19 protein-coding genes and 1 tRNA gene are annotated in these 21,806 nt (G+C 47.3%); 12 read left to right on the forward strand and 8 right to left on the reverse strand.

The genetic code is table 11. From position 1 onward, the window contains the following. Positions 1–21: 21 nt before the first annotated feature. Positions 22–1,665, forward strand: a complete 1,644-nt coding sequence (locus QU605_RS00080) for a S8 family peptidase (RefSeq protein WP_289723217.1) — start codon at positions 22–24, stop codon at positions 1,663–1,665. Positions 1,666–1,675: 10 nt separating this feature from the next. Further along, positions 1,676–3,520: a M1 family metallopeptidase gene (locus QU605_RS00085; protein WP_289723218.1), complete on the forward strand. Its 1,845-nt coding sequence runs from the start codon at positions 1,676–1,678 to the stop codon at positions 3,518–3,520. Between the two features lie 4 nt (positions 3,521–3,524). Here the strand turns inward: QU605_RS00085 and QU605_RS00090 are convergent, their stop codons facing one another. Continuing rightward, positions 3,525–4,745 (reverse strand): succinylglutamate desuccinylase/aspartoacylase family protein, encoded by a 1,221-nt coding sequence (locus QU605_RS00090; protein ID WP_289723219.1) that lies wholly within the window; start codon positions 4,743–4,745, stop codon positions 3,525–3,527. Beyond that, a complete protein-coding gene (locus QU605_RS00095; protein ID WP_289723220.1) occupies positions 4,732–6,588 on the reverse strand; it encodes a glutamate-cysteine ligase family protein in 1,857 nt (618 codons plus the stop codon). The genes QU605_RS00090 and QU605_RS00095 overlap by 14 nt, the downstream gene beginning before the upstream one ends. Before the next feature lie 112 nt (positions 6,589–6,700). Between QU605_RS00095 and rnpA the strand changes: the two genes are divergently transcribed. From rnpA to QU605_RS00130, 7 genes are all read left to right on the forward strand, one after another. Beyond that, a complete protein-coding gene (gene rnpA / locus QU605_RS00100) occupies positions 6,701–7,147 on the forward strand; it encodes a ribonuclease P protein component (protein WP_289723221.1) in 447 nt (148 codons plus the stop codon). Continuing rightward, on the forward strand, positions 7,065–8,693 hold the full coding sequence (locus QU605_RS00105) for a S41 family peptidase (protein ID WP_289723222.1): 1,629 nt from the start codon (positions 7,065–7,067) through the stop codon (positions 8,691–8,693). Before rnpA ends, QU605_RS00105 begins: the two co-directional genes overlap by 83 nt. A 6-nt stretch (positions 8,694–8,699) precedes the next feature. Then, positions 8,700–9,659, forward strand: a complete 960-nt coding sequence (locus tag QU605_RS00110) for an MBL fold metallo-hydrolase (protein ID WP_289723223.1) — start codon at positions 8,700–8,702, stop codon at positions 9,657–9,659. Positions 9,660–9,661: 2 nt separating this feature from the next. Beyond that, on the forward strand, positions 9,662–10,534 hold the full coding sequence (locus QU605_RS00115; protein WP_289723224.1) for a fructosamine kinase family protein: 873 nt from the start codon (positions 9,662–9,664) through the stop codon (positions 10,532–10,534). A 36-nt stretch (positions 10,535–10,570) separates the two neighbouring features. After that, complete coding sequence (locus QU605_RS00120) at positions 10,571–12,709, forward strand: outer membrane protein assembly factor BamB family protein (protein ID WP_289723225.1); 2,139 nt, start codon at positions 10,571–10,573, stop codon at positions 12,707–12,709. Continuing rightward, positions 12,706–13,782 carry a Gfo/Idh/MocA family protein gene (locus QU605_RS00125; protein WP_289723226.1) on the forward strand — a complete coding sequence of 359 codons (1,077 nt, stop codon included), beginning with the start codon at positions 12,706–12,708 and terminating at the stop codon, positions 13,780–13,782. Before QU605_RS00120 ends, QU605_RS00125 begins: the two co-directional genes overlap by 4 nt. A 73-nt stretch (positions 13,783–13,855) precedes the next feature. Beyond that, positions 13,856–14,233 (forward strand): hypothetical protein, encoded by a 378-nt coding sequence (locus tag QU605_RS00130; RefSeq protein ID WP_289723227.1) that lies wholly within the window; start codon positions 13,856–13,858, stop codon positions 14,231–14,233. Between the two features lie 13 nt (positions 14,234–14,246). On the opposite strand, the gene QU605_RS00135 is transcribed toward QU605_RS00130, so the two are convergent. The 3 genes from QU605_RS00135 to rpiB are packed head-to-tail and all read right to left on the reverse strand — an operon-like array spanning position 14,247 to position 16,084. Beyond that, entirely contained in the window at positions 14,247–14,699 is a 453-nt protein-coding gene (locus QU605_RS00135; protein ID WP_289723228.1) for a GNAT family N-acetyltransferase, read from the reverse strand. Between the two features lies 1 nt (position 14,700). Beyond that, positions 14,701–15,615, reverse strand: coding sequence for a cation diffusion facilitator family transporter (locus QU605_RS00140; RefSeq protein WP_289723229.1), 915 nt, complete (start codon positions 15,613–15,615; stop codon positions 14,701–14,703). Positions 15,616–15,652: 37 nt separating this feature from the next. Beyond that, complete coding sequence (gene rpiB, locus QU605_RS00145) at positions 15,653–16,084, reverse strand: ribose 5-phosphate isomerase B (RefSeq protein ID WP_289723230.1); 432 nt, start codon at positions 16,082–16,084, stop codon at positions 15,653–15,655. Positions 16,085–16,684: 600 nt separating this feature from the next. Here rpiB and rnr point away from each other — a divergent pair. Genes rnr through QU605_RS00160 form a run of 3 tightly spaced genes read left to right on the forward strand, consistent with a single transcriptional unit; the run spans position 16,685 to position 20,251 of the window. Next, positions 16,685–18,868, forward strand: a complete 2,184-nt coding sequence (rnr, locus tag QU605_RS00150; RefSeq protein ID WP_289723231.1) for a ribonuclease R — start codon at positions 16,685–16,687, stop codon at positions 18,866–18,868. A gap of 21 nt (positions 18,869–18,889) precedes the next feature. Then, positions 18,890–19,579: a head GIN domain-containing protein gene (locus QU605_RS00155; protein WP_289723232.1), complete on the forward strand. Its 690-nt coding sequence runs from the start codon at positions 18,890–18,892 to the stop codon at positions 19,577–19,579. Positions 19,580–19,585: 6 nt separating this feature from the next. Beyond that, complete coding sequence (locus QU605_RS00160) at positions 19,586–20,251, forward strand: LysE family translocator (protein WP_289723233.1); 666 nt, start codon at positions 19,586–19,588, stop codon at positions 20,249–20,251. A gap of 39 nt (positions 20,252–20,290) precedes the next feature. Here the strand turns inward: QU605_RS00160 and QU605_RS00165 are convergent. The 3 genes from QU605_RS00165 to QU605_RS00175 form a co-directional block, all read right to left on the reverse strand. Then, positions 20,291–20,361 (reverse strand) — tRNA-Cys (locus QU605_RS00165). Between the two features lie 52 nt (positions 20,362–20,413). After that, entirely contained in the window at positions 20,414–20,770 is a 357-nt protein-coding gene (gene folB / locus QU605_RS00170) for a dihydroneopterin aldolase (protein ID WP_289723234.1), read from the reverse strand. Positions 20,771–20,851: 81 nt separating this feature from the next. Then, the gene (locus QU605_RS00175; RefSeq protein ID WP_289723235.1) at positions 20,852–21,802 is read right to left on the reverse strand and encodes a PorP/SprF family type IX secretion system membrane protein; all 951 of its coding nucleotides are present in this window, start codon (positions 21,800–21,802) and stop codon (positions 20,852–20,854) included. Positions 21,803–21,806: the final 4 nt, after the last annotated feature.

A 21,806-nucleotide genomic window follows, 5' to 3' on the forward strand; every position in this document is an offset into this window, starting at 1 on the left:
GCCAAAATGAATTGTCTGATTATGAAAGTATCCTTCCTGAATTATCTAAAATCCGTATCCTTCTTACTGGTTACCTCCATCACCCTGGCCGGGTGTGGTTCAAAGGCATTGGTAGGAACCCCGATTGAAAATACCGAAAGCCTTCCGGTGAAAGTTGCCGAACTCGACGAGGCAGAGGCTAAAAGGTGGGGCCATGCAGACCTGCTTACAGATACCATCCCCGGGATGAGTGTGGAACGGGCCTATGAAGAGCTTCTTCCAAACCTGAAAGTTCAGGAAAAAGTTATCGTTGCGGTTCTGGATTCCGGTATCGACCTGAAACACGAAGATTTAGATGGCGTGCTCTGGACCAACAAAGATGAAGTTGCCGGAAATGACAAAGACGATGACAACAATGGCTTTGTGGATGATGTCCACGGGTATAACTTTCTGGGAGAGTCCCTGCATGAGAATCTGGAATACACCCGTATTGTTCGGCTGAATCTGGGTGATTCTCAAATGCAGGCAAAAGCCCTTTCAACCCTGAACAAGGAATTGGAAGAAGCCAAAGCGAACAAGGCGCGGTATGACCAGCTCTTCAGTACGCTTGAGACCTCGGATGAGGCGGTAAAAAAATACCTCGGTAAAAGCACCTACACCGCGGAAGACCTTGCGGGCATCCCCTCCGATGCAGGGCTGCAACAAAATGTGGGCGTGCTCCAGCAGATGCTCGGCTATGGCGCCCCCATCGATGTGATCAAAGGACAGATTCAGGAAGGGGTAAAATATTTTGACGGGCAGGTAAAATACCACCTCAACAAGGATTTTGACGGCCGTACGGTAGTCGGGGACAAACCTTATGACATCAACAGCAGGGGTTATGGGAACGGGAACCCCATGAACCGGTCCGAAGATGAGTCACACGGGTCGCATGTTGCGGGAATTATCGCTGCCGAACGCGGTAATGGCCTCGGTGTGGACGGGGTGGCTGACCACGTTCAAATCATGAGCATCCGCGCCGTTCCTGACGGGGACGAGTACGATAAAGACATCGCCCTGGGAATCCGCTACGCTGTGGACAACGGGGCCCGTATTATCAATGCAAGTTTTGGAAAATCGTTTTCCCCGAATAAGGAGTGGGTTTATGAGGCGATCAAATACGCCGCCGAGAAAGACGTGCTCTTTGTCCACGCCGCCGGGAACGACGGGTTGGACCTGGATGATGCGGCCAACGCGAACTACCCTAACGACCAGGTGTTCACCGGGCCTGAAATGGCAGACAACGTAATCACTATCGGTTCCCTTAACGACACCTATGGTCCTGAAATGGTGTCCGCCTTTTCAAATTACGGACTCAGCAACGTGGACATCTTTGCCCCTGGGGGCGGGATCTACTCCACCATGCCCGGGAATGAATACGAGTTTCAGGGAGGCACCTCCATGGCGGCCCCTGCCGTCAGTGGTATTGCGGCACTGATCCTTTCGAGGTATCCCAAGCTGTCAGCCTCTCAGGTCAAAAAGATCATTATGCAGTCCGGGGTCCCGATAAGCATAGAGGTGAATGTCGCCGGAGATGAGTCGGCTAAAAAACCCCTGAAAGCCATTTCCCGCACCGGAAAAATTGCTAATGCCTATAACGCCTTGCTGCTGGCAGACCAGGTCTCCAGAGGCAAAATATCATTATAATTCCTATCACATGAGACTTATTTGTATTCTATTCCTTGCAGGGGTCTTTGGACTCCAGGCACAGGGAAACCACGCTTACTGGCAACAACATGCCGATTACGACATGGAGGTGTCCATGGATGTCGAGACGTTCCAATACACCGGGGCCCAAACACTGGTCTACACCAATAATTCTCCGGATACCCTTAACCGGGTATTCTACCACATGTATTTCAATGCCTTTCAGCCTGGAAGTGAAATGGATATGCGTCTGCAAAGCGTAGAAGACCCCGATCGGAGGATGACCACAGAAGGAAGGAGCAGGATCGCGGCACTTAGTCCGGAGGAAATCGGTTATCTCAGAGCATCTGCTCTAAAGCAGGATGGGGTTCCCGTGGAGGGTACCCTGGAGGGCACCGTACTGGTCGTTCCGCTGAATGCGCCGATTCTTCCAGGAGGTAAAACAACTTTTGAGATGGCCTTCGAAGGTCAGGTTCCGCTTCAGATCCGTCGTTCCGGCCGCAACAGCAGTGAAGGAGTTGCCCTTTCAATGAGTCAGTGGTACCCCAAAATGGCCGAATACGATTTTGAAGGGTGGCATGCAGATCCGTATATCGCCAGGGAATTCCACGGGGTATGGGCCGACTTCGATGTAAAACTAACCCTTGACAAGGAATACGTGGTTGGAGGAACCGGGTATTTGCAGAACCCTCAGGAAATCGGACACGGATACGAGAAACCAGGGTCAAAAGTATCCCGTCAGAAAGGCAAGACACTGACCTGGCATTTCAAAGCGCCGAACGTACATGATTTTATGTGGGGGGCAGATCCGGAATACATCCACGACATCTATCCGATGCCCAATGGTCCCGACCTCCATTTCTTTTATAAGAACAAGCCTGAGCTTCTGGAAAATTGGAAAAACCTGCAACCAAAAACAGCCGAAGCCATGGACTTTTTTAACAAGAACATCGGCCCGTACCCTTATGAGCAGTATTCTGTGGTGCAGGGAGGAGACGGGGGCATGGAATATGCCATGAGTACGCTGATTACCGGGGAGCGGAGCTTTGAAAGCCTTGTAGGGGTAATGGTTCACGAAATGGCCCACTCCTGGTTTCAGCACGTGCTGGCAACCAATGAATCACGGCACGAATGGATGGATGAAGGATTTACTTCATTTATTTCATCCCTGTGTATGAACCAAATCATGGCTCGCGACAACGAAAATCCGTTTTCGGGTTCCTACAATGGATACCTGTCTTTGGCGACTTCAGGCAGGGAGCAACCCATGGCGACGCATGCGGACAGGTATAGTTTTAATTCCGGGTATGGGATCTCAGCCTACAGCAAAGGAGCTGTTTTTCTGGCACAGCTTGGATATATTATCGGGCAGGACAAGCTTATTGCTACCCTGAAGAGGTATTACAACGATTTCAAGTTTAAGCATCCGACCCCGAATGATTTTATCCGCTCTGCTGAAAAAGTCTCCGGGATGGAGCTGGAATGGTACCTCACGGACTGGACCCAGACAACCAATACCATTGATTACGGGATTGAAAGTGTCGAGGCGAACGGGAATGCAACCTCCATCACCCTGAAGCGCATCGGGTTGATGCCGATGCCGATAGATGTCCTGGTGGTTTTCAAAGACAATTCACAAAAAACCTATTATGCGCCTTTGAGGATGATGTATGGGGAAAAGGAAAATCCCTATCCTGGAATTGACCGGGAAGTGCTGGAAGACTGGCCATGGGCACAATCGGAATACACCATTGAGGTAAATGCGCCAAAAGACCAGATTTTGGCCATTCTGATAGACCCTTCTCAATTGATGGCCGACATCGCTCCTGAAAACAATGGCTGGCAGGCCGAGTAGTATTTTAGTCTTCTGAAAACCAGAAGGTATTTCTGTAGTCTTCGTTCCGCGCTTTGTGCTCCCGGTTGCTGATGATAAGATGCGTCTGATCCCGCTGACGGCTTCGGTATCCGAGGAGGTGGAAGATTGGACGGTTCATGAAACGGGCCACGTTGAGATTGACAATAAGCGCATTGTGCTCTTTATCGGCCCAGCTTACCCCAGGTAAGCGGATGAGTGTTTCATGTATTTTCCATTTCCGGAGCTTCGCAGAAAGTTTCAGGGCCCAGGCAGGGGTTTTACGAATGAGAAAAAAACCTTCTTCTCCCTGTTTCTGGTAGAGCGGCATAAAGAGGATCCCTTTTTTCTGCATTTCAATCGGGCCGCCTTCGTCCGAGCCGAGGACCGTTCCTTTCGGAAGGGGTTGAAAGCTTTCGAAACCATCTTTCATTTTAAAGGTATGGGTCTCCGACAACTCGTGCCTATAAAACACTTCATAAAAATCATGGTCCGACTCCGCAGCCCGGTCCAGGCGCTCAAAATTCTCTTGCTTTCCGGGGTGTGCCGATAATAGCTCGGTATAACAAAGGGTGAGCCAGATAAAGTCCACGGCATTTCGAACTGCTGCCGGGTCCTGATGCGTCCCGGATTCAAACCCCAGGGCCACGTAACCCAATTCATTGATGTAGCTCAGTAAGGGTCCTTCGAGATATTCTTCGATCCCCAGGATTACGGGTACCGGGAATTCCCTCGAAAAAAACCTGTTGATAATCGAGTCATTGATGGTGATAAAGGGCTTGGTTTTACTCGAAGTGGTGTGGAGGTCTATAAAATAAAAAGGGGGGGAATGGGTTTTTAACAACTCTTGTATCCAACCGTATATCAGAACGAGTTCCTTTTCTTCGCAGGAGCGTTCTTCTTCAGGTTTAGCCAAAACACTTTCAAGGCGTCTCCGGCTCCAAATCCGGTTGAGATCATGGTCCAGAAAGCGCTCTTTTCGAATCAGGGCAGGAAGGTTTCCCCGGATACCGATTAAGGAGCCCCGATCTAAAGTGATTCCTTCTTCCTGAAGTGTCCTAAAGACCTCGGAAAGCGCTTCTACGCCCGCGGGCTCGTTCCCGTGTATTCCGCCAAAAAAGACTACCGTAGGGCCAGGTTTCCCTGTGTTAATGCTGCCCAGAATGCGCTCTCCCGCTAAGGCTCCTGTTTGTTCCGCATGGGTTTTTACCATATCAATGGATGTCATTGGATGTAAGAATCCCAACTAGTGTGTTTTCCATCACTACAGGAAGGCCTTCTAAATTGTGTTTCTTCATGATGTCTTTTGCCTCGCTTATCAGGGTTTCCGGGCTTACCCATTCCGGATCTCTATTCATGACTTCCTGAATGCTGAGATCATATACTCGCTTGTCCTCCCCGAGGACTTCAACGGCTTTCCAGGTGAGCATCCCCACGAGTTTGTTCGCGTCGTTCAGAACGGGCAGGTGGTGAATGTCGTTCCATTTCATCATACCGAGGACCAGGGCAGCACTGTCGTCCTCCTGAGCGGTTATGATCTTGGTGCTCATAAGATCCCCGACCTTTCGTGTTTTCTTGGTGTCCTTGAGTTCAAAACGCCGTCCCCGTTTCCAGGCGTCTACCGGGTACCCTTTGTAGGAGCGGTCGAACAAGGTTGCCGTAAGCCGGCGCAAGGCCTCAGGGGCATGGTATTCTTTTCTGAGCTCCCGATATGTCTTCACCATCCATTCCGACCCGTTCTGAGAATTGACCCGGTTTTCGATAAGGCCCAGGTAATGCTCCGCATCCTTCCTGCTCACATTGGCCCGGCTAAGCCCTTTATAAGCCATCGGCAGAAAGTGGTGCAGAATCAATTCCTTCGTCGGCATAATCTTGTCTTCCCAGTGAAATTGCGCGGCCATTCCATACCTCGCGGCATTGAAAAAGTTCTTTTTCGCGTCCTTAAAATCCATACGTTCATGAATGTTGTCCCACTCTTTAGGGCGTCCGAGCATAACCCCTACCCAAAACATCATATTAGCTATTTCATCTGAGGTGGTGGGGCCGGAGGGAAGGTATCGGTTTTCGATTCTCAAATGCGGTTTCCCATGCGTCCTTCCATAGCACAATCGGTTCCAGGGATACACCGTGCCATTGTGCAGGTTTAGGGCCGACAGCTTGGGGGTTATCCCTTCTTTGAGCTGTTCCAGGCTGTCTTCCGGCTCAAAATCCGTCGAAATCAGGCTGCGGAACCTCACGATTGACTCTTTAAAAAAGTCCGCTGCAGTTCCTTCTGCCCAGCCGGCGCCAAAACCCACCCGGGGTTCGCGTTCATTCAAAAGGAATGTGCTTTTACGGGTATCGACACTCTGCGTAAACAGTGCAATCCGCGTTTCCTCCCACAACTCCCTCCCCATGAGCATGGGAGAGTTCGTACATATGCTGAGGACCGGACCGGAAATCGCCTGGGCCCAATTATAGGTGTTTGCAAAGTCATCAGGGTCTATCTGCAGGTGGGTCTGAAAGCTCGTATTGCAACCCTCGTACATAATGGAGTCGTGATGCAGGTTAATCTCATCCACGCCTTTGATGTGTAGTTCCATATTGCTACCCCGGACTTCGGTTATCGCGTCCGACAGTATTTTATACCGCTCCTTTGGGGTCATATAGTCCAGCTTGAGATAGGGAGTGCTAATCGTCGGCAGGATTCCAGTTATGATAATATTATTCTTGTGCTTTTCTGCCGCCTTTTGTGCGTGGTCGAGGAGTTTGTTCAATTGTTGGTGCATGTCAGAGAAGCAGGTTCCGGTAAGCGGTCGGGGGTCCAGGTTTATCTCCAGATTATAACGGGTAAGCTCGGGGGTAAAATGCTCCTCATTGATCGTTTCTAAAACCTCAACGGCCTGGTCGGAAGGCTCCCAGTGTTCATTGACCAGGCAAAACTCCTGCTCAGCCCCGATGTGCATAGGGTCGGTGGAAAAAGCACCCTCCTGAAGCATCTTTTCCAAGGCCTCCAAATCCGTAAGTAACCGGTAAAAATAGTTTTGTCTTTCCTCTGAGTTGCTTAATCGCTTAACCGTATGTGTCCCCATATAATTTGGTTTTTGATCGGATTACCCATTCAGGCAATTTAGCATATGGTGTCGGCGTTATCTATGATAATTATCATTCCTGCCGACGCCTAATTTATTGCTATTTTTGGACATGTCCTCCAACAGGTTTCCAAAGAGTCAGCGTCTATCCCGTAAAAAGCTATGGGAAGCGGTGTTTGAGAATGGGACGCGTTTAAAAGCGTATCCGCTTGCCCTTTATGTGCTTCAGGCGCCGCTCCCGGGGGCCGTTCCTGTTCAGGCTGGTTTTGCCGTACCGAAGCGCAACTTTCGAAAAGCCGTGCAGCGCAATCGGGTCAAGCGACTCATGAGAGAGGCGTATCGGCTGGAAAGGCAGGCTTATTTTAACACATTGGAAAGACCCTTTGCCCTGGTATTTTTATACCTTGGAAAAGACATCCCGGACTTTGGGCAGGTGACCACGGCCATGAAGGCCGTTTTAAAAAAATTTGAAACCTATGAAGCGACTTCTCAAATCAAAGCTGATCATTCCGCTCCTGGCCCTGACCGTCTTCCTGACGGCCACGGGATTCAAGAGTGATTTCTTCGAAATAGCAAAACAGGTTGAGATTTTCACAACTTTGTTTAAGGAGCTCAACATGAATTATGTGGATGAGACCAATCCGGCAGCCCTTATGGACACGGCCATCAAAAGCATGTTGGACGACCTTGACCCCTACACCCAATTCCTGAACGAACAGGATGTGGAAGCCTTTAAAATAAGCAATGCCGGGGAGTATTCGGGCATTGGTGCACTGGTGCGTTCTTACAAGGATAAACTTGTCATTGTGGAGCCTTATAAGGGCTATCCCGCGGACAAAGCAGGGCTGAAAGCCGGGGATGAAATCGTTAAAATCGGTGATATTTCCGTGGCGGATTTCAAGGAAGACGCCGGGGAACTGCTCAAGGGGGCAGACAACTCAACCGTTGCAGTGACCTACCTCAGGCAGGGAAAAACAGGTATGGCTGAAATTAAAAGGGAGTCCATAGAAATCGATGCCGTGCCCTTCTATAGAATGGCGGACGAGCGTACCGGGTATATTGTTCTGTCACGCTTTAACGCAAAAGCCAGTGAACAGACCAGGCGAGCCATGGAGGAACTCAAAGAGCAGGGCGCCGAGCAGTTGATTCTCGATCTCAGGGACAATCCCGGAGGTTTGCTCTCAGAGGCGATCAACGTCACCAACCTCTTTGTTCCAAAGGGAGAATTAATTGTGACGACACGGTCCAAGGTGAAGAAATTCAATCAGGAGTACAAGACACGCCAACAGCCTTTGGATACCGAAATCCCCCTCGTAGTCCTGATCAACGGGCAAAGTGCCTCAGCGAGTGAAATTGTTTCAGGGGGTCTGCAGGACTTGGACCGGGCCGTAGTTATGGGTGCCCGCAGTTTTGGCAAAGGCCTGGTACAGCGTCCACTCAAGCTCACCTATGGCACACAGCTTAAAGTGACCATAAGCAGGTACTACACACCCTCCGGAAGGTGTATTCAATCCCTGGATTATTGGAACAGGGACAATGAGGGAAATGCTGTGAGAAACACAAAATACCGGGAATTCAAGACAAGAAATGGGCGGATTGTAACAGACGGAGGGGGAGTCCTTCCGGATATCGCCGTACGGGAACTGGGGTCCAATGACCTTATCAAAGCACTGCAGCAGAACCAATTGATTTTCGATTATGCTACTGCCTTTTCGTATCAGAACAGCTATGTCGATGTCTCGGAGTTCCAGCTTCCCCCTGAAACCCTGAAGGCGTTCCGGGAATTTGTTTCAAAAAGCGACTTTTCGTTTGAAACCCAAACGGAAAAATCCCTGAAAGAGGCCCTTACGCATCGGGATGAGGTTGTGTTTACCGATGCCATTGAGTCCGATTTCAAGTCCCTGCTGGCAGAGGTAGAAAAACAAAAGCTCAAGGCACTGGACGCGCATTCGTCCGAAATCAGGAAACTTCTGGAGGATGAGATTATCAAGCGGTATTTCTACAGGGAGGGGTTGTACGAATATTATCTCGACAACGATCCGTCCATCCTCGCTGCGCGGGAACTCCTTGGAAACTCCAAAAAATATCTTGAAACCCTTCAATAAGCCAGAATGAAACCCAACAGGATTGCCGGGGTCATTGCTATAGTGTTCCTTTCCGCAACCTCTTTCGGACAAGGAAAGCCCTCTGCCCAGGGCGGTTCCTTTGACGTTGAATTGATCGTGCTTGGGACGGTTCAGGATGCTGGTGCACCCCAGATGGGGTGTAAAAAATCTTGCTGTGCCCCCTTGTACGAGGCGCCCAATCCCAACCTAAAGGTTGTTTCCCTTGGACTGCTGGACGCCCAATCTTCAAAAACATATCTGTTCGAGGCAACCCCGGATATTGCCGAACAAATGGCCATGCTCCGGAAGATGGCCCCGTTTCCATCGGGTGTGGCGCCAGATGGGATTTTCATTACCCATGCCCATATCGGTCATTACACCGGGTTAATGTATCTGGGCAGGGAATCCATGAATGCTAAAAGTGTTCCTGTCTACAGCCTGCCGCGGTTCACAGACTTTATTGCCAATAATGGGCCCTGGGATCAATTGGTCCAATTAAACAATATCGAACTGAGGCCGATCCGCGAAGAAACATCTGTGGCGTTGTCTCCCCGATTATCTGTCAATGCCCTGCAGGTCCCGCATCGGGACGAGTATTCAGAGACCGCAGCATACGAGATTGTCGGCCCTGAAAGAAAGGCATTATTTATCCCGGACATCGACAAATGGGCCAAATGGGAGGTCTCGCTTATCGACCGTGTGAAGTCTACAGACCTGGTCTTTATCGATGCTACTTTTTATGACAATGCCGAAATCGGATACCGGGACATCGCTGAAATCCCGCACCCATTTGTCGTCGAATCCCTCGCCCTCCTGGAAGCCTTGCCGCCCACACTCCGCAACCGGGTTTATTTCATCCATATGAATCATACCAACCCGCTACTGGACCCGGATAGTCGGGAAACGACCAGAGTAACTGATTTGGGGTTCCGGATCGCAAGGTCCGGAGATCGATTTAAACTTTGACAATGCTCACAGGAGGTTTAGTCGAAGACCTGCAAAAAGCGTTTGGCCTCCGGATCATCGGGCACAAGTCTGAGCGTGGAGGCGATGTAGCCGATAGTTACTCCATAAAAACCCCCGAAGGCGACTTCTTTGTAAAAACCCTGAGCGGTCCGCTTGCCTATCAAATGCTGAGCGCTGAGTCCGATGGGCTTAAGGCTCTCAAAAAAGCTGCGAGTCTCCCCGTTCCACGGGTTTACGGTTGTGCCAGGACCTCCTCCGGGGCTGCCCTGCTGATGGAGTATGTCCGGGCCCAAAAAGGATCCAGGGCCTCCCATGAATCACTGGGTCGCGGACTGGCTTTTTTACACCGGGTAACAAACGAGGTCTACGGCTGGCACTGCGATAACTTTATCGGTCGCCTTCCACAAAAGAATGGATGGGAAACAGAGTGGCCTGTCTTTTTTGCCCGGTATCGCCTGAAGGTTCAGTTTGATATGGCCGTATCCTCGGGGCTGTTGGCGGCTCACGAGATTCCTCAGACAGGTCATATGACCCAAAAAATTAAAGCCCTTTTGCCTGAAATAAAACCTTCCCTCCTCCACGGTGACTTATGGAGCGGCAACTATCTTATTTCAACGGAGCACACCCCCTACCTCATTGACCCTTCGGTTTATTACGGACATTCCGAAGTAGATATCGCGATGTCCAGGTTATTCGGTGGATTCTCTTCCGCTTTTTACGATGCCTATTTTGAAATCTGCCCGCCCCAGCCTGGTATGGAAGTAAGAATAACGCTCTACCAACTCTACTATCTTTTGGTGCATTTGAATTGTTTTGGCCTGTCCTACAGAGATTCGGTTTTAGAGGCTTCCAAACGGATTTTCGGAGGAAATTGAGTCTAATTTTCTACATTTAAGAGAATTTCTCCTTCAATGAACTCTTTTAGGCCGGCTTTCCTTCTGCTTATCCTTATTCCGGGGTTCCTATCCCTTGGCTGTAAAGAACAAAGCACATCAGATCCCAATGTGGTAGCGCACACCGCCTGGTCCAATTATCTCGGGGATGCGGGTCGCTCCCATTTCAGTTCCCTCAGTGGCTTCACGCCTGAAAATGTGGGGGCATTAGAAGTTGCGTGGGAGCATGGGCTCCAGGACTATGGGCAGATGCAAATGAACCCGATTGTTGTGGATTCCATACTTTATGGAGTAACTGCTGCTTTGCGGGCTTTTGCATTGGACGCCCGAACCGGAGTGTCCCTCTGGGTCTTTGGGGATTCGCTGGTAGAAGCCCATTCCACGAGCCGGGGGGTCAGCTATTGGTCAGAAGGAAATGACAAACGCATTTTCTATACAGTAGGCCCCAGTCTCTATGCTCTGAATGCCCTCACAGGGGTCCCAGTTGCCTCTTTTGGAGATGGGGGGAAAATCGATCTGAGGTCAGGTATGCCCGAATCCGCCGGTTCCAAGTTTGTGATCTCCAATACGCCTGGAACCATTCACAAAAACCTGATAATAATGCCCTTAAGGGTGGCGGAATCTGCCGGGGCAGCTCCTGGAGACATTATGGCCTTTAATGTGAAGACGGGCGTCCTGGAATGGGTTTTTCACACGATTCCCCATCCAGGGGAATACGGGCATGAAACCTGGGAAGACCCTGAAGCGTATTTGAATAAAAAAGTGGGGGGCGCAAATAATTGGGCAGGGATGGCACTTGATTCTGAGCTCGAAATGCTCTATGTGCCCACGGGTTCCGCAGCCCCGGATTTCTATGGCGGGGATCGAAAGGGACAGAATTTATTTGCAAACACCCTACTGGCTCTCGATGCAAATACGGGTGCATACAAATGGCATTATCAACTTGTACACCACGATCTCTGGGATCGGGATCCCCCTGCGCCACCAAATCTGATCACGATAAACCAAGGCGGTGAAGAGATTCCCGCAATTGCTCAAATCACGAAACAGGGATATGTTTTTCTTTTTAACCGCGTTAACGGTGCGCCTCTTTTCGAAATTCAGGAACGACCTTTCCCGGCATCCCGCCTAACAGGAGAATCCGCCTGGCCTACACAGCCAATCCCGGTAAAACCAAAACCCTTTGCCAGGCAGGCACATGAATTGGATACCGGGGACATCAGTCCCTATGCCCCCAATCGGGAAGAACTGAAGAACCTCTTACTCAATTCAGATAGACGGGAGTATCGCCCTCCTGGGGTCGATCCGGTACTGCTTCTGCCTGGCTACGATGGAGGGGCAGAATGGGGTGGCGCAGGGGCGGATCCGGAAAATGGCATTCTTTACGTTAATTCCAACGAAATGGCCTGGTTCCTGCAAATGACGGAAACAGAGCTTTCAACCTCTCAAAGTCCAGGAGAAACAGTCTATAACAAGTACTGTGTAGTTTGCCATCAGAGCGATCACGCAGGCGTACCGGCCAGTGGATATCCCTCCCTCATCGACCTGGATACGCGAAAAAATCTTGCGGAAATTGAAGTGTTGCTCCAAAGAGGAAAAGGGATGATGCCCGGATTCCCGCAGTTAACCGAAAAAGAAAGGAAGTCCGTTATCCGTTATATTTTAGGCCAGGAAGAAGGAAAGGTAGAAGTGTCAGAGCCCCCGGCAGACCTGTCCGCGGAATCAAAAACACCGTATCAGCACAGGGGATATCACAAATTTTTGGATGCCAATGGATTGCCCGCCATAACGCCTCCCTGGGGGACGCTGCACGCCATAGACATGAATCAGGGTGAATACCTCTGGAGTATTCCTTTGGGCAACACACCCGGGCTCAGTGCAGAAGGCGCGCCGCCTACCGGCATAGAAAACTATGGGGGTCCGGTAATTACTGAAAATGGTCTCTTGTTTATCGCAGCAACCAAGGACGGATATTTTCGTGCCTTTGACCGCCATTCCGGAAAGCTTTTGTGGGAATATCACCTTCCCGCCCCGGGTTTCGCAACCCCTGCCTTATATGAGGTCGGCGGGGTCCAATATATCGCCGTTGCTTGTGGGGGTGAGAAATTGGGAACACCCAAGGGGAATAAAATAATCGCCTTTGCACTCAAACCATGAAAGAACCTATTGGTATTATCGTCGTCGGTTGCGGGAATATGGGTAGCAGTCATGCCCGCGCCTACAAACAAATGAAGGGGTTTGAAATCGTCGGTCTGGTCAGCAGGCATTCGGACAGCAGAGAGCGTTTGTCTGAAGAACTCGGAGGCTATCCAACCTATTCGTCCCTTACAGAGGCTCTGGCAGATTCTGAGGCTAGCGCTGTTTCCATTAACACCTATCCCGACTCCCATGCGGCCCTTATTCGGGAGGCGCTGAATGCCGATTGCCATGTTTTTGTAGAAAAGCCTCTGGCTACAACTGTAGCCGAAGCCGAGGCCCTGGTCGCCCTTTCAAAAGAAAAGGGGAAAATACTCCTTGTAGGTTATATTCTTAGGGTTCACCCTGCATGGGTGCGGTTTGTTCAGATCGCCAAAAAACTTGGGAAACCCCTTGTTATGCGGATGAACCTGAACCAACAGAGTACGGGTTTGCAGTGGTACACGCACAAGCAACTTATGAAAAGCATGTCGCCCATTGTAGATTGTGGGGTACACTATGTAGACATCATGTGTCTGATGACCGAATCCCGACCGATAAGTGTCAGTGCCATTGGTGCCCGCCTAACGGATGAAATCCCAGAGGGGATGTATAACTACGGTCAGTTGCAAGTGCGCTTCGAAGATGGTTCTGTTGGCTGGTATGAAGCCGGATGGGGTCCTATGATGAGTGAAACCGCCTTTTTTATTAAAGATGTTATCGGGCCCGGTGGTTCTGTTTCTATCTCGGATTTACCCGAAGAAGCCTCCGGTGATATTGAAGGGCATACAAAGTCAGGTGTGCTGCAAAGACACTATAATATCGTCGATGGGGAGGGCCGGTTTCTTCATCCGGACGCCTTTATTGAAGTCGAAAATGAGCCGGACCACGATGGACTCTGTCTTTTAGAACAGGAGTTGTTCCTAAGGGCTATCACGGAGAAACAGGATCTTTCGAAACATCTTGCAAGTGCTGTTAACAGCCTTAAGATCGTGCTTGCTGCAGACGCCTCTGTGCGGCAGGGAAAAACAGTAATAATCGAAATAAACGACTGATTTTTAAATAATTAATTATTTGTTAATCCGTATTCCGGCTTTGATCTTGTCATCTTTTTTCATATCTTAAGCCATGATACAAACGGAAAAAAAGGAGAATCTCGATCTCCTAAAAAAATCAATAGAGCACCTGCAGACCCGGGGGTTTGACAATATCAAGGCGGATATGACGGGATATGAAAGCCCCAAATCCTACCTTAAGAAAAGTTCAGGGAACTCTGTAACCCCTGACATTACTGCTTCTAAGAACGGCATCACTTATTTTTTTGATCTCAGTCTGAAATCTGAAAAGCCTACCCTTCTTAAATCAAAATGGCTCTTCCTGGATACCTTGAGCAGGATGAGATCCAACCGATTCAGGATCATCACATTTCGCGGACACTACAAGTTTACCGACACCATGCTGAATGAATTAAACCTGGGGAGTAAGGAGCCGATCAAAATCACTTAGAAGTAGGAGGATTTTATTTTTTGTGGGGTTTGAGGACCATGCGCAGATGCGGAATGCCGTCTTCAGTATACAATTCCCCTTCTGGCTCGAATCCAAGTTCTTCGTAGAAGCGTTTTAAGTACGCCTGAGCGGAAATCGCAATAGGTATTGGGCCCATTTCCTTATTTATGCGATCTATTGTAAAATCCATGATGCGAACGCCGTATCCCCTGCCCCTGTACTCCGTTGAAACCGCTACTCTTCCAAAACTCGCTTCTTCAAAGTAATCGCCAGGCCGAAATACCCTGCAATACCCAACCAGGTCCTCGCCTTCCCATGCCAAAACATGCAGGGCGCGATCGTCCTTGCCATCCAGGTCCAGATATACGCATTCCTGTTCGACGACAAATATTTCAGAGCGAAGACGCAATAAAGCGTAGAGCTCAGGGACTGTAAGGGCCTCAAAAGGTTTTATCTCTAATCGCATCTCAATCCTGTACAATTAAATTTTTACTATCGCACTTTTCAAACTCAGGCTGAATGTTGATATGGTTGATTCCGAATTCACTGAAAACCATAGCTTCTATTTCAACCAGTATTTTATCGAACTCCGATAAGGCTATGTCCTCTTTGAAATCGATATGAGCTTCCATGTGCAATTCGTCTTCATTGAGCTGCCAAATATGGACGTGGTGTACATTCTCAATAGGTCCTAGTTTACAAATGGCCGCAACAATTTGCTGTACCTCTATGGTATCCGGAGTAAACAACATCAAAACCTTGGTGGAGGTTCTGAGCAGCTGTAATCCCATGTAGATAAGGTAAAGGGCAATAACCAATGTCAAGAGAGGATCTATCCAGTACCACTGAAAATAATACATCAGGATTCCGCCCGCCAGAACGGCAACAGAAGCCATCATATCGGTGAGCAAATGCAAATACGCAGAACGCATATTCATATTCTTATCCGAGTCTGATTTTAAGAGTAACACACTGAAACCATTTGCCAAAATCCCGAGAACAGATAACGCAATTACGATCCCAGTCCCAATGTCCTGTGGACTAAAAAACCTTTCAATGGCCTCAATAATCAAAAAAACAGCGACGATAATCAAAGTTGCCGAATTGACGAAAGCCGCAATTATTTCTGCTCTTTTGTATCCAAAGGTTTTATTTGTAGAGGCTTGTTTACGGGAAAGTGCATTGGCTACATAGCTAATGACCAAGGATATAACATCACTAAGGTTGTGGAGCGCATCGGACAAAAGTGCAAGGCTCCCAGAGATAATTCCGCCGATAACCTGTGCGACGGTAATGACAACATTCAAAATTATTGAAATAAGCAGATTTCTCCCCTTTAAATCATGGCTGTGGTGGTTGTGATGATGATGTGAATGCGCCATCTGCTATTTCATTACGCGTAGTGCCCTTACATGGAATCTAACGGCAGGGTATCTTCTCTACCCTTCTGGCGTGCCTTCCTCCTTCGAAGGGCGTATCCATAAATGTTTTGACCATTTCCAACGCCTGTGGAATGGCGATATAGCGAGCGGGTAAACTCAGGATGTTTGCGTCGTTATGGGTTCTTGCCAAATAAACGAGTTCCTTGTTCCAGCAAAGGGCAGCCCGAACTTCCTGGTGTTTATTCGCGGTCATTGCTGCGCCGTTGCCACTGCCGCAAATAATGATTCCAAACTCAGCAGTTCCATTCGCCACATCCTCTGAAACCGGATGGACGAAATCGGGATAATCAACACTGTCGGAACTATCCGTTCCGTGGTTGATCACCTCGTGTCCCAAGGACTTCAATAATCCAACAATGGCCAGCTTATACTCTGTACCTGCATGGTCATTCCCTATAGAAATATTCATCTTCTCTCGTTTAAATAATTGATATAAAGGTACAAACCAGGAAAGAAACCTCTTTATAAAATGTAATTAACATTTCAAACTATCCAAAACCCAAACACGGGGCTTACAAGGTTTTTTTGCTTTGGGTAATTGTTTATAAATCATCAACAAGAAATGAAGCTTTAGACTTGCACACTCCAATTAAATACTTCATTACGATTCACCGCAATACTTTACAAGTAGAATTTATGAAATTGACTTCACGGGTTACTGACATCCACAACTACAGTAATGAACCGATAAACCAATTTTATTTATACAGTTTAAGCTGTTTATTTCACTTTCCAATAGCTGTTGATAAGGATAGTAAAAGACTGAAGACTTGATCGTTTCGTTCTTTAAACAATGTCAATACTTCCTTTATAACTACAATTCCAACTTTATGGCTGATTTTTTATACCTGCTATTCACAAGCCATCATTATAATAAATATTCTTTTTAGAATTTAAAAAAAACGAAATGTAATTATATGGATTGTCAATTAGTTAATAACTGTGGATTTGAGAGGTTTGAGTAATGCCGCAAGAATAATTCGTAATTTCGCTGCAAACAAAAGTGTTGATGTCGAAGAAGAATAAGAGAGCTAAAAACCACATTAAAAACGAAATAACCAAAGGAATATTTACTGTTCTGGAATCAGAGCCCAAAAAAGCGTTTAACTATAAGCAAATTGCATCCAAACAGGAAATTACCGATACCGAAGGACGAAACCTATTGATTAGAAGGCTATCCGAGCTTGCTCAAAAAAAGCGAATTCAAGAGGTTGCTAAAGGAAAATACAAAGCATTGTTTGTGCCAGAAGTGTATGTAGGGACCGTGGATGTTAACACCCAGGGGAATGCGTATATAACCACAGAAGAACTCGATGAGGATATTTTTGTGAGTTTTCCGAATCTGAATAAAGCCTTCCATAAGGATCTTGTGGAAGTTCAATTGTTTCAAAAAAAGAGGGGTAGCCGGCCTGAAGGAAAAATCACCCGGGTTCTCGAACGCCATAAAACATCGTTTGTAGGTATTGTCGATCTCTACAAGGCCTTTGCCTTTGTAAGGCCTTCAGATTCACGTATGTATACGGATTTTTTTGTACCACTGGATCAAATGTCGAACGCACAGCACAAAGAAAAAGTGCTTGTTGCATTTGAAAGCTGGCCTGAAGATGCGGATAGCCCATATGGCCGTATCACCGAAGTACTTGGAGTTCCGGGAGAGCACAATACTGAGATGCATTCCATCTTAGCAGAATACGGTTTACCGTATTCTTTTCCCCTGGAAGTGGAACACTACGCGAACAGCCTGGATACCCGCATTCATCAAGAGGAAATTGAGAAACGCAGGGACATGCGGGATATTCTCACATTTACTATTGACCCTAAAGATGCCAAGGATTTCGATGATGCCATTTCCTTCAGAATATTGGAAAATGGGAATATTGAGATAGGGATCCATATCGCTGATGTGTCCCATTATGTACAACCCGATACGATTCTGGAAGAGGAGGCCTATGATAGGGGGACGAGTATTTATCTGGTGGACCGTGTGGTTCCGATGTTGCCAGAGGTACTTTCCAATAATGCATGTTCCCTTCGCCCCCTGGAAGATAAACTAACCTTTTCTGCTGTTTTTGAGTTGGATTCAGAGGGAAGGATACAAAAACAGTGGTTTGGCAGGACCGTAACGCATTCAGATGAGCGCCTTGCCTATGAAGAAGCGCAGCAGGTGATTGAAAGCAAGTCAGGTGAGATTCCCGATTCGATTTCAATACGGGAAAAGGGGTACACCTTACCGGGTGAGGTGGTGGATGCTATTTGCAGACTTGATGTCCTGGCTAAAAAACTGAGGCAAAAAAGAATGGATCATGGTGCGATTTCTTTTGATAAAGTTGAGGTTAAATTCAATCTGAATACCGAAAATGAACCTGTTGGCGTTTTTTTTAAAGAGAGTAAGGACGCAAACAAGCTCATTGAAGAATTTATGCTTCTCGCCAATCGGAAAGTAGCGGAGTTTATCGGGAAGCAACGACCCGAAAAGACTTTTGTATATCGCATCCACGACCAACCCAATGAGGATAAACTAATTGCACTCAATGGGCTGATAAAACGTTTTGGCTACCAACTGAATTTCCGTGATAAGAAAGCGCTGAATAGTTCTCTGAATCAGCTTCTCGAAAATGTTAAGGGTAAAAAGGAACAAAATATGGTAGACACCCTCACCATTCGAAGCATGAGTAAAGCGGTCTACAGTACGGACAATATTGGACATTACGGCCTTGCTTTTGAGTATTACACACACTTTACTTCCCCTATTCGCCGTTATCCGGATGTAATGGTCCATCGACTGTTACAACACTATCTGGATGGGGGAAAATCACCGGAGTCGGGTAAATACGAGGAACAGGCCAAGCACGCTTCACAAAGAGAGTATCTCGCGGTTAGTGCTGAAAGGGATTCGATAAAGTATATGCAGATCAAATTCATGGAAGATCATCGGGATCAGGTTTTCAGAGGTGTGATTTCCGGGGTTACAGAATGGGGTATATACGTGGAAATCATCGAGAATAAATGTGAAGGTATGGTGCGGATTCGGGATATAAAAGATGATTATTATACCTTTGATGATCGTCAATACGCCCTTGTAGGCGAGCGAAGGGGCAAGGTATATCAATTAGGTGATGAGGTTGAGGTGACGGTTAAGAATACCGATCTTGTGAAAAGACACCTGGATTTCTCCCTTATTGGAAAAGCATAACTAATCAAAGCGAACGCACTGATGCACCGGAATGTGTTCATATTATGGCTTTCTTTACTTGGACTGTTGCAGCAAAATGCAAGGGCTCAGGATAAAACCGTAAATCAGACCCTTACCTCGTTTTCAGAAATAAAGGCATTTGACGGAGTCTCTGTGAATTTGATCTCCAGTGATAAAAATGAAGCGGTAATCCGAGGGGCTAACGTGAATGATGTAGCTATCCTGGTTACAGACGGCAGTTTGAAAATCAGAATGAAAGTAACAAAGATTTTTAGCGGTTACCGGACTTTTGTGGACGTGTACTACAAGCAACCCATTGCGGTTATCGATGTTAATGAAGATGCAAGGATAATCTCCGAAGGGACGATTAAACAGGAAGTCCTTGAGGTTAAAGCCCAGGAAGGAGGAGAAATACAGGTTCGTGCAGAGGTAACTCAATTCCTGGTAAAAGCGGTCACAGGAGGCGTCATTAAGGCAGAAGGCAACTCAAAAAACCAGGATGTTCAGATAAATACCGGTGGCAGTTATAGAGGAAAGGCATTTAAAACAGGATTTTGTACGGTAAATGTCAATGCCGGCTCCCTGGCTGAAATTTTTGCCTCTGATTATGTAAAAGCTACAGTGAAAGCGGGTGGAGAAGTACTGGTTTATGGAGACCCGTCAAAAATGGATGAAAAAACTGTTTTTGGAGGCAGTATAAAACGAATGTAAACTTCGATGATTGAGGATATTCAGGCAGCTATTCCCCTTGGCTTCTTACTGAGCTTCATGGTAGGCCCTGTATTCTTTGTATTGTTGGAAACGAGCGCTACCAAGGGGTTTCGGGCAGGTTTAGCCCTGGACATGGGAGTGGTAGTGGCCGATATTCTTTTCCTGGTTATTGCTTATTTCAGTAGTTTCCAGCTTTTGGAAAACCTGAGTAACCAACCGGGATTGTATGTGTTTGGAGGGGTTATTCTTCTGGTTTACGGACTAACTACATTTTTCAGATCCGACTTTAAGGAAAAAAAACCCAGGATTGTAACCCGGAAAAGCGATTATCTCGGGCTGTTTGTCAAAGGGTTTCTATTGAATTTCATCAATATTGGTGTGCTTGTATTTTGGCTTGGAGTCATTATAATCGTAGGCCCCAGCCTGGATAACCAACCAAATCGGATCATCACGTTTTTCTCAGCAATGCTGGGAGCCTATTTACTCACCGACCTTTTTAAGATTCTCCTGGCGAAACAACTGAGGCGAAAGCTGACACGGGATCGTATATTGATCGTGAAAAAAGTATTGGGCATCATATTGATAATATGCGGGATAGTGCTGATTATCAAGGGATTTCTTCCTAAAGATCAGTTAAGTATCGAGCAGGGAATTGAACTTATCCGCGAATAAAAAAACCCCGGGTTTTCCGGGGTTCTTATTTAAATTGTGAGGCATCGAGCGGATTCGAACCGCTGTACAAGCTTTTGCAGAGCTGTGCCTAGCCACTCGGCCACGATGCCAGTATTTTCAAGCAGCAAATTTAGTGTTTTTCCCTGTCATTGTAAACAACTTTCACCTCGATTTACTTAGAACCACTGTAACTTGCTGCACATCTCCTCCTATTGGAGGGTTAATTTTAGAGATTGAAACTTCGGCAGAACGAACAGTGTCAACCTGCTGAAATATCCGATCCAGAATCCGGGCCCCTACGGTTTCCAACAGGTGGCTTCTAATGGCCATTTCTTCTTGTACAATCGCATGGAGAACCACGTAATCTACGGTATCTGAAAGGCGATCCGATTGGGATGCTTTATCTAAATCCGCACTGATTTCCAGGTCTACCCTGTAGTCAGAGCCAATAACACCTTCTTCTTTAAGACAGCCATGGAAGGCGAATAATCTGATGTTGTCCAGGCGTACTTTTCCCAAGAGCTTGTTTTTTGCAAATCTAGAGAAAAACCGCAGACTTCCTTTGCGTTACAACCGACCTCTTTCTGTAGCAGCCCCGTATTAGTAAGTACAACGACAATTACTAAGACCCTGGAACAAGTCTACACCAATCGTGATTACGTGGGTACCGTAACTATAGGCAAGGATATCATTCAAGATGATCTGCACGGAATAGGCAAAGTAGAAATTTCCTTTTTTAAGACCTACAAAAGGGGCTATATAAAGGGGTTTTCCAATTTGGTCGTTGAGAAAACGGTAGTTGACGCCGGTGTAATAATAGTCCTCAAAGTCATAAAACCGGAACTTCATATTCAAATCGGTTTCTGACCGCCCATCACTTTCAAATATTTTATACAACACAGAGGGCTCAATTTCCAGACGACTATTCTTGTTTTTCGAATAGCGAAACCCGGTATACACGTAGTAATTCCTCAATTGGTTAGGCTCAAAAACAGGATTAAAGCTCGTGAGATCTTTATTCAGGAGGTTTGAGGCGTTTATGCTGGCGTAAAATTTATTTTTCCGGTACATCAGCCCCACATCAAAGTTGTGATTGGACGTGGACCGGTCATCTGTTATCGAAGGATCTCCGGTGATGTTCTCAAATTCCTCAATATCGATTCGAAACTGGTTGAAATTATAGGAAATTCCGAAGGACAGAAATTCATCTTCGTACCGATCCAGTGTCAGGTGGTGAGCAAAGGAAAGCCGCGCCCCTTGTTGGCGCGTATATCCATTACTGTCATTGTAGAGAAAAATACCTCCTCCAGATCGATTTCCAATCCTGGCATCTGCGGCCAGGGATTGCGTCTGGGGTGCGTCCTGAATACCCACCCACTGGCTAAGCCCGTTTACCCTGATCTTTACGTGGTCACCAATACCGGCATAGGTAGGTGCAAGCACAAACGGATTGTCCGCCAGATACTGGGAAAGCTGGGGAGAATTCAGCTCTTGTCCGAAGGACGTCAGAACACCCCCTAAGAGTAATAATATGACTAGTTTAAGACGCATTTAT

This window comes from Robiginitalea aurantiaca (assembly GCF_030380815.1).
GTDB lineage: Bacteria > Bacteroidota > Bacteroidia > Flavobacteriales > Flavobacteriaceae > Robiginitalea > Robiginitalea aurantiaca.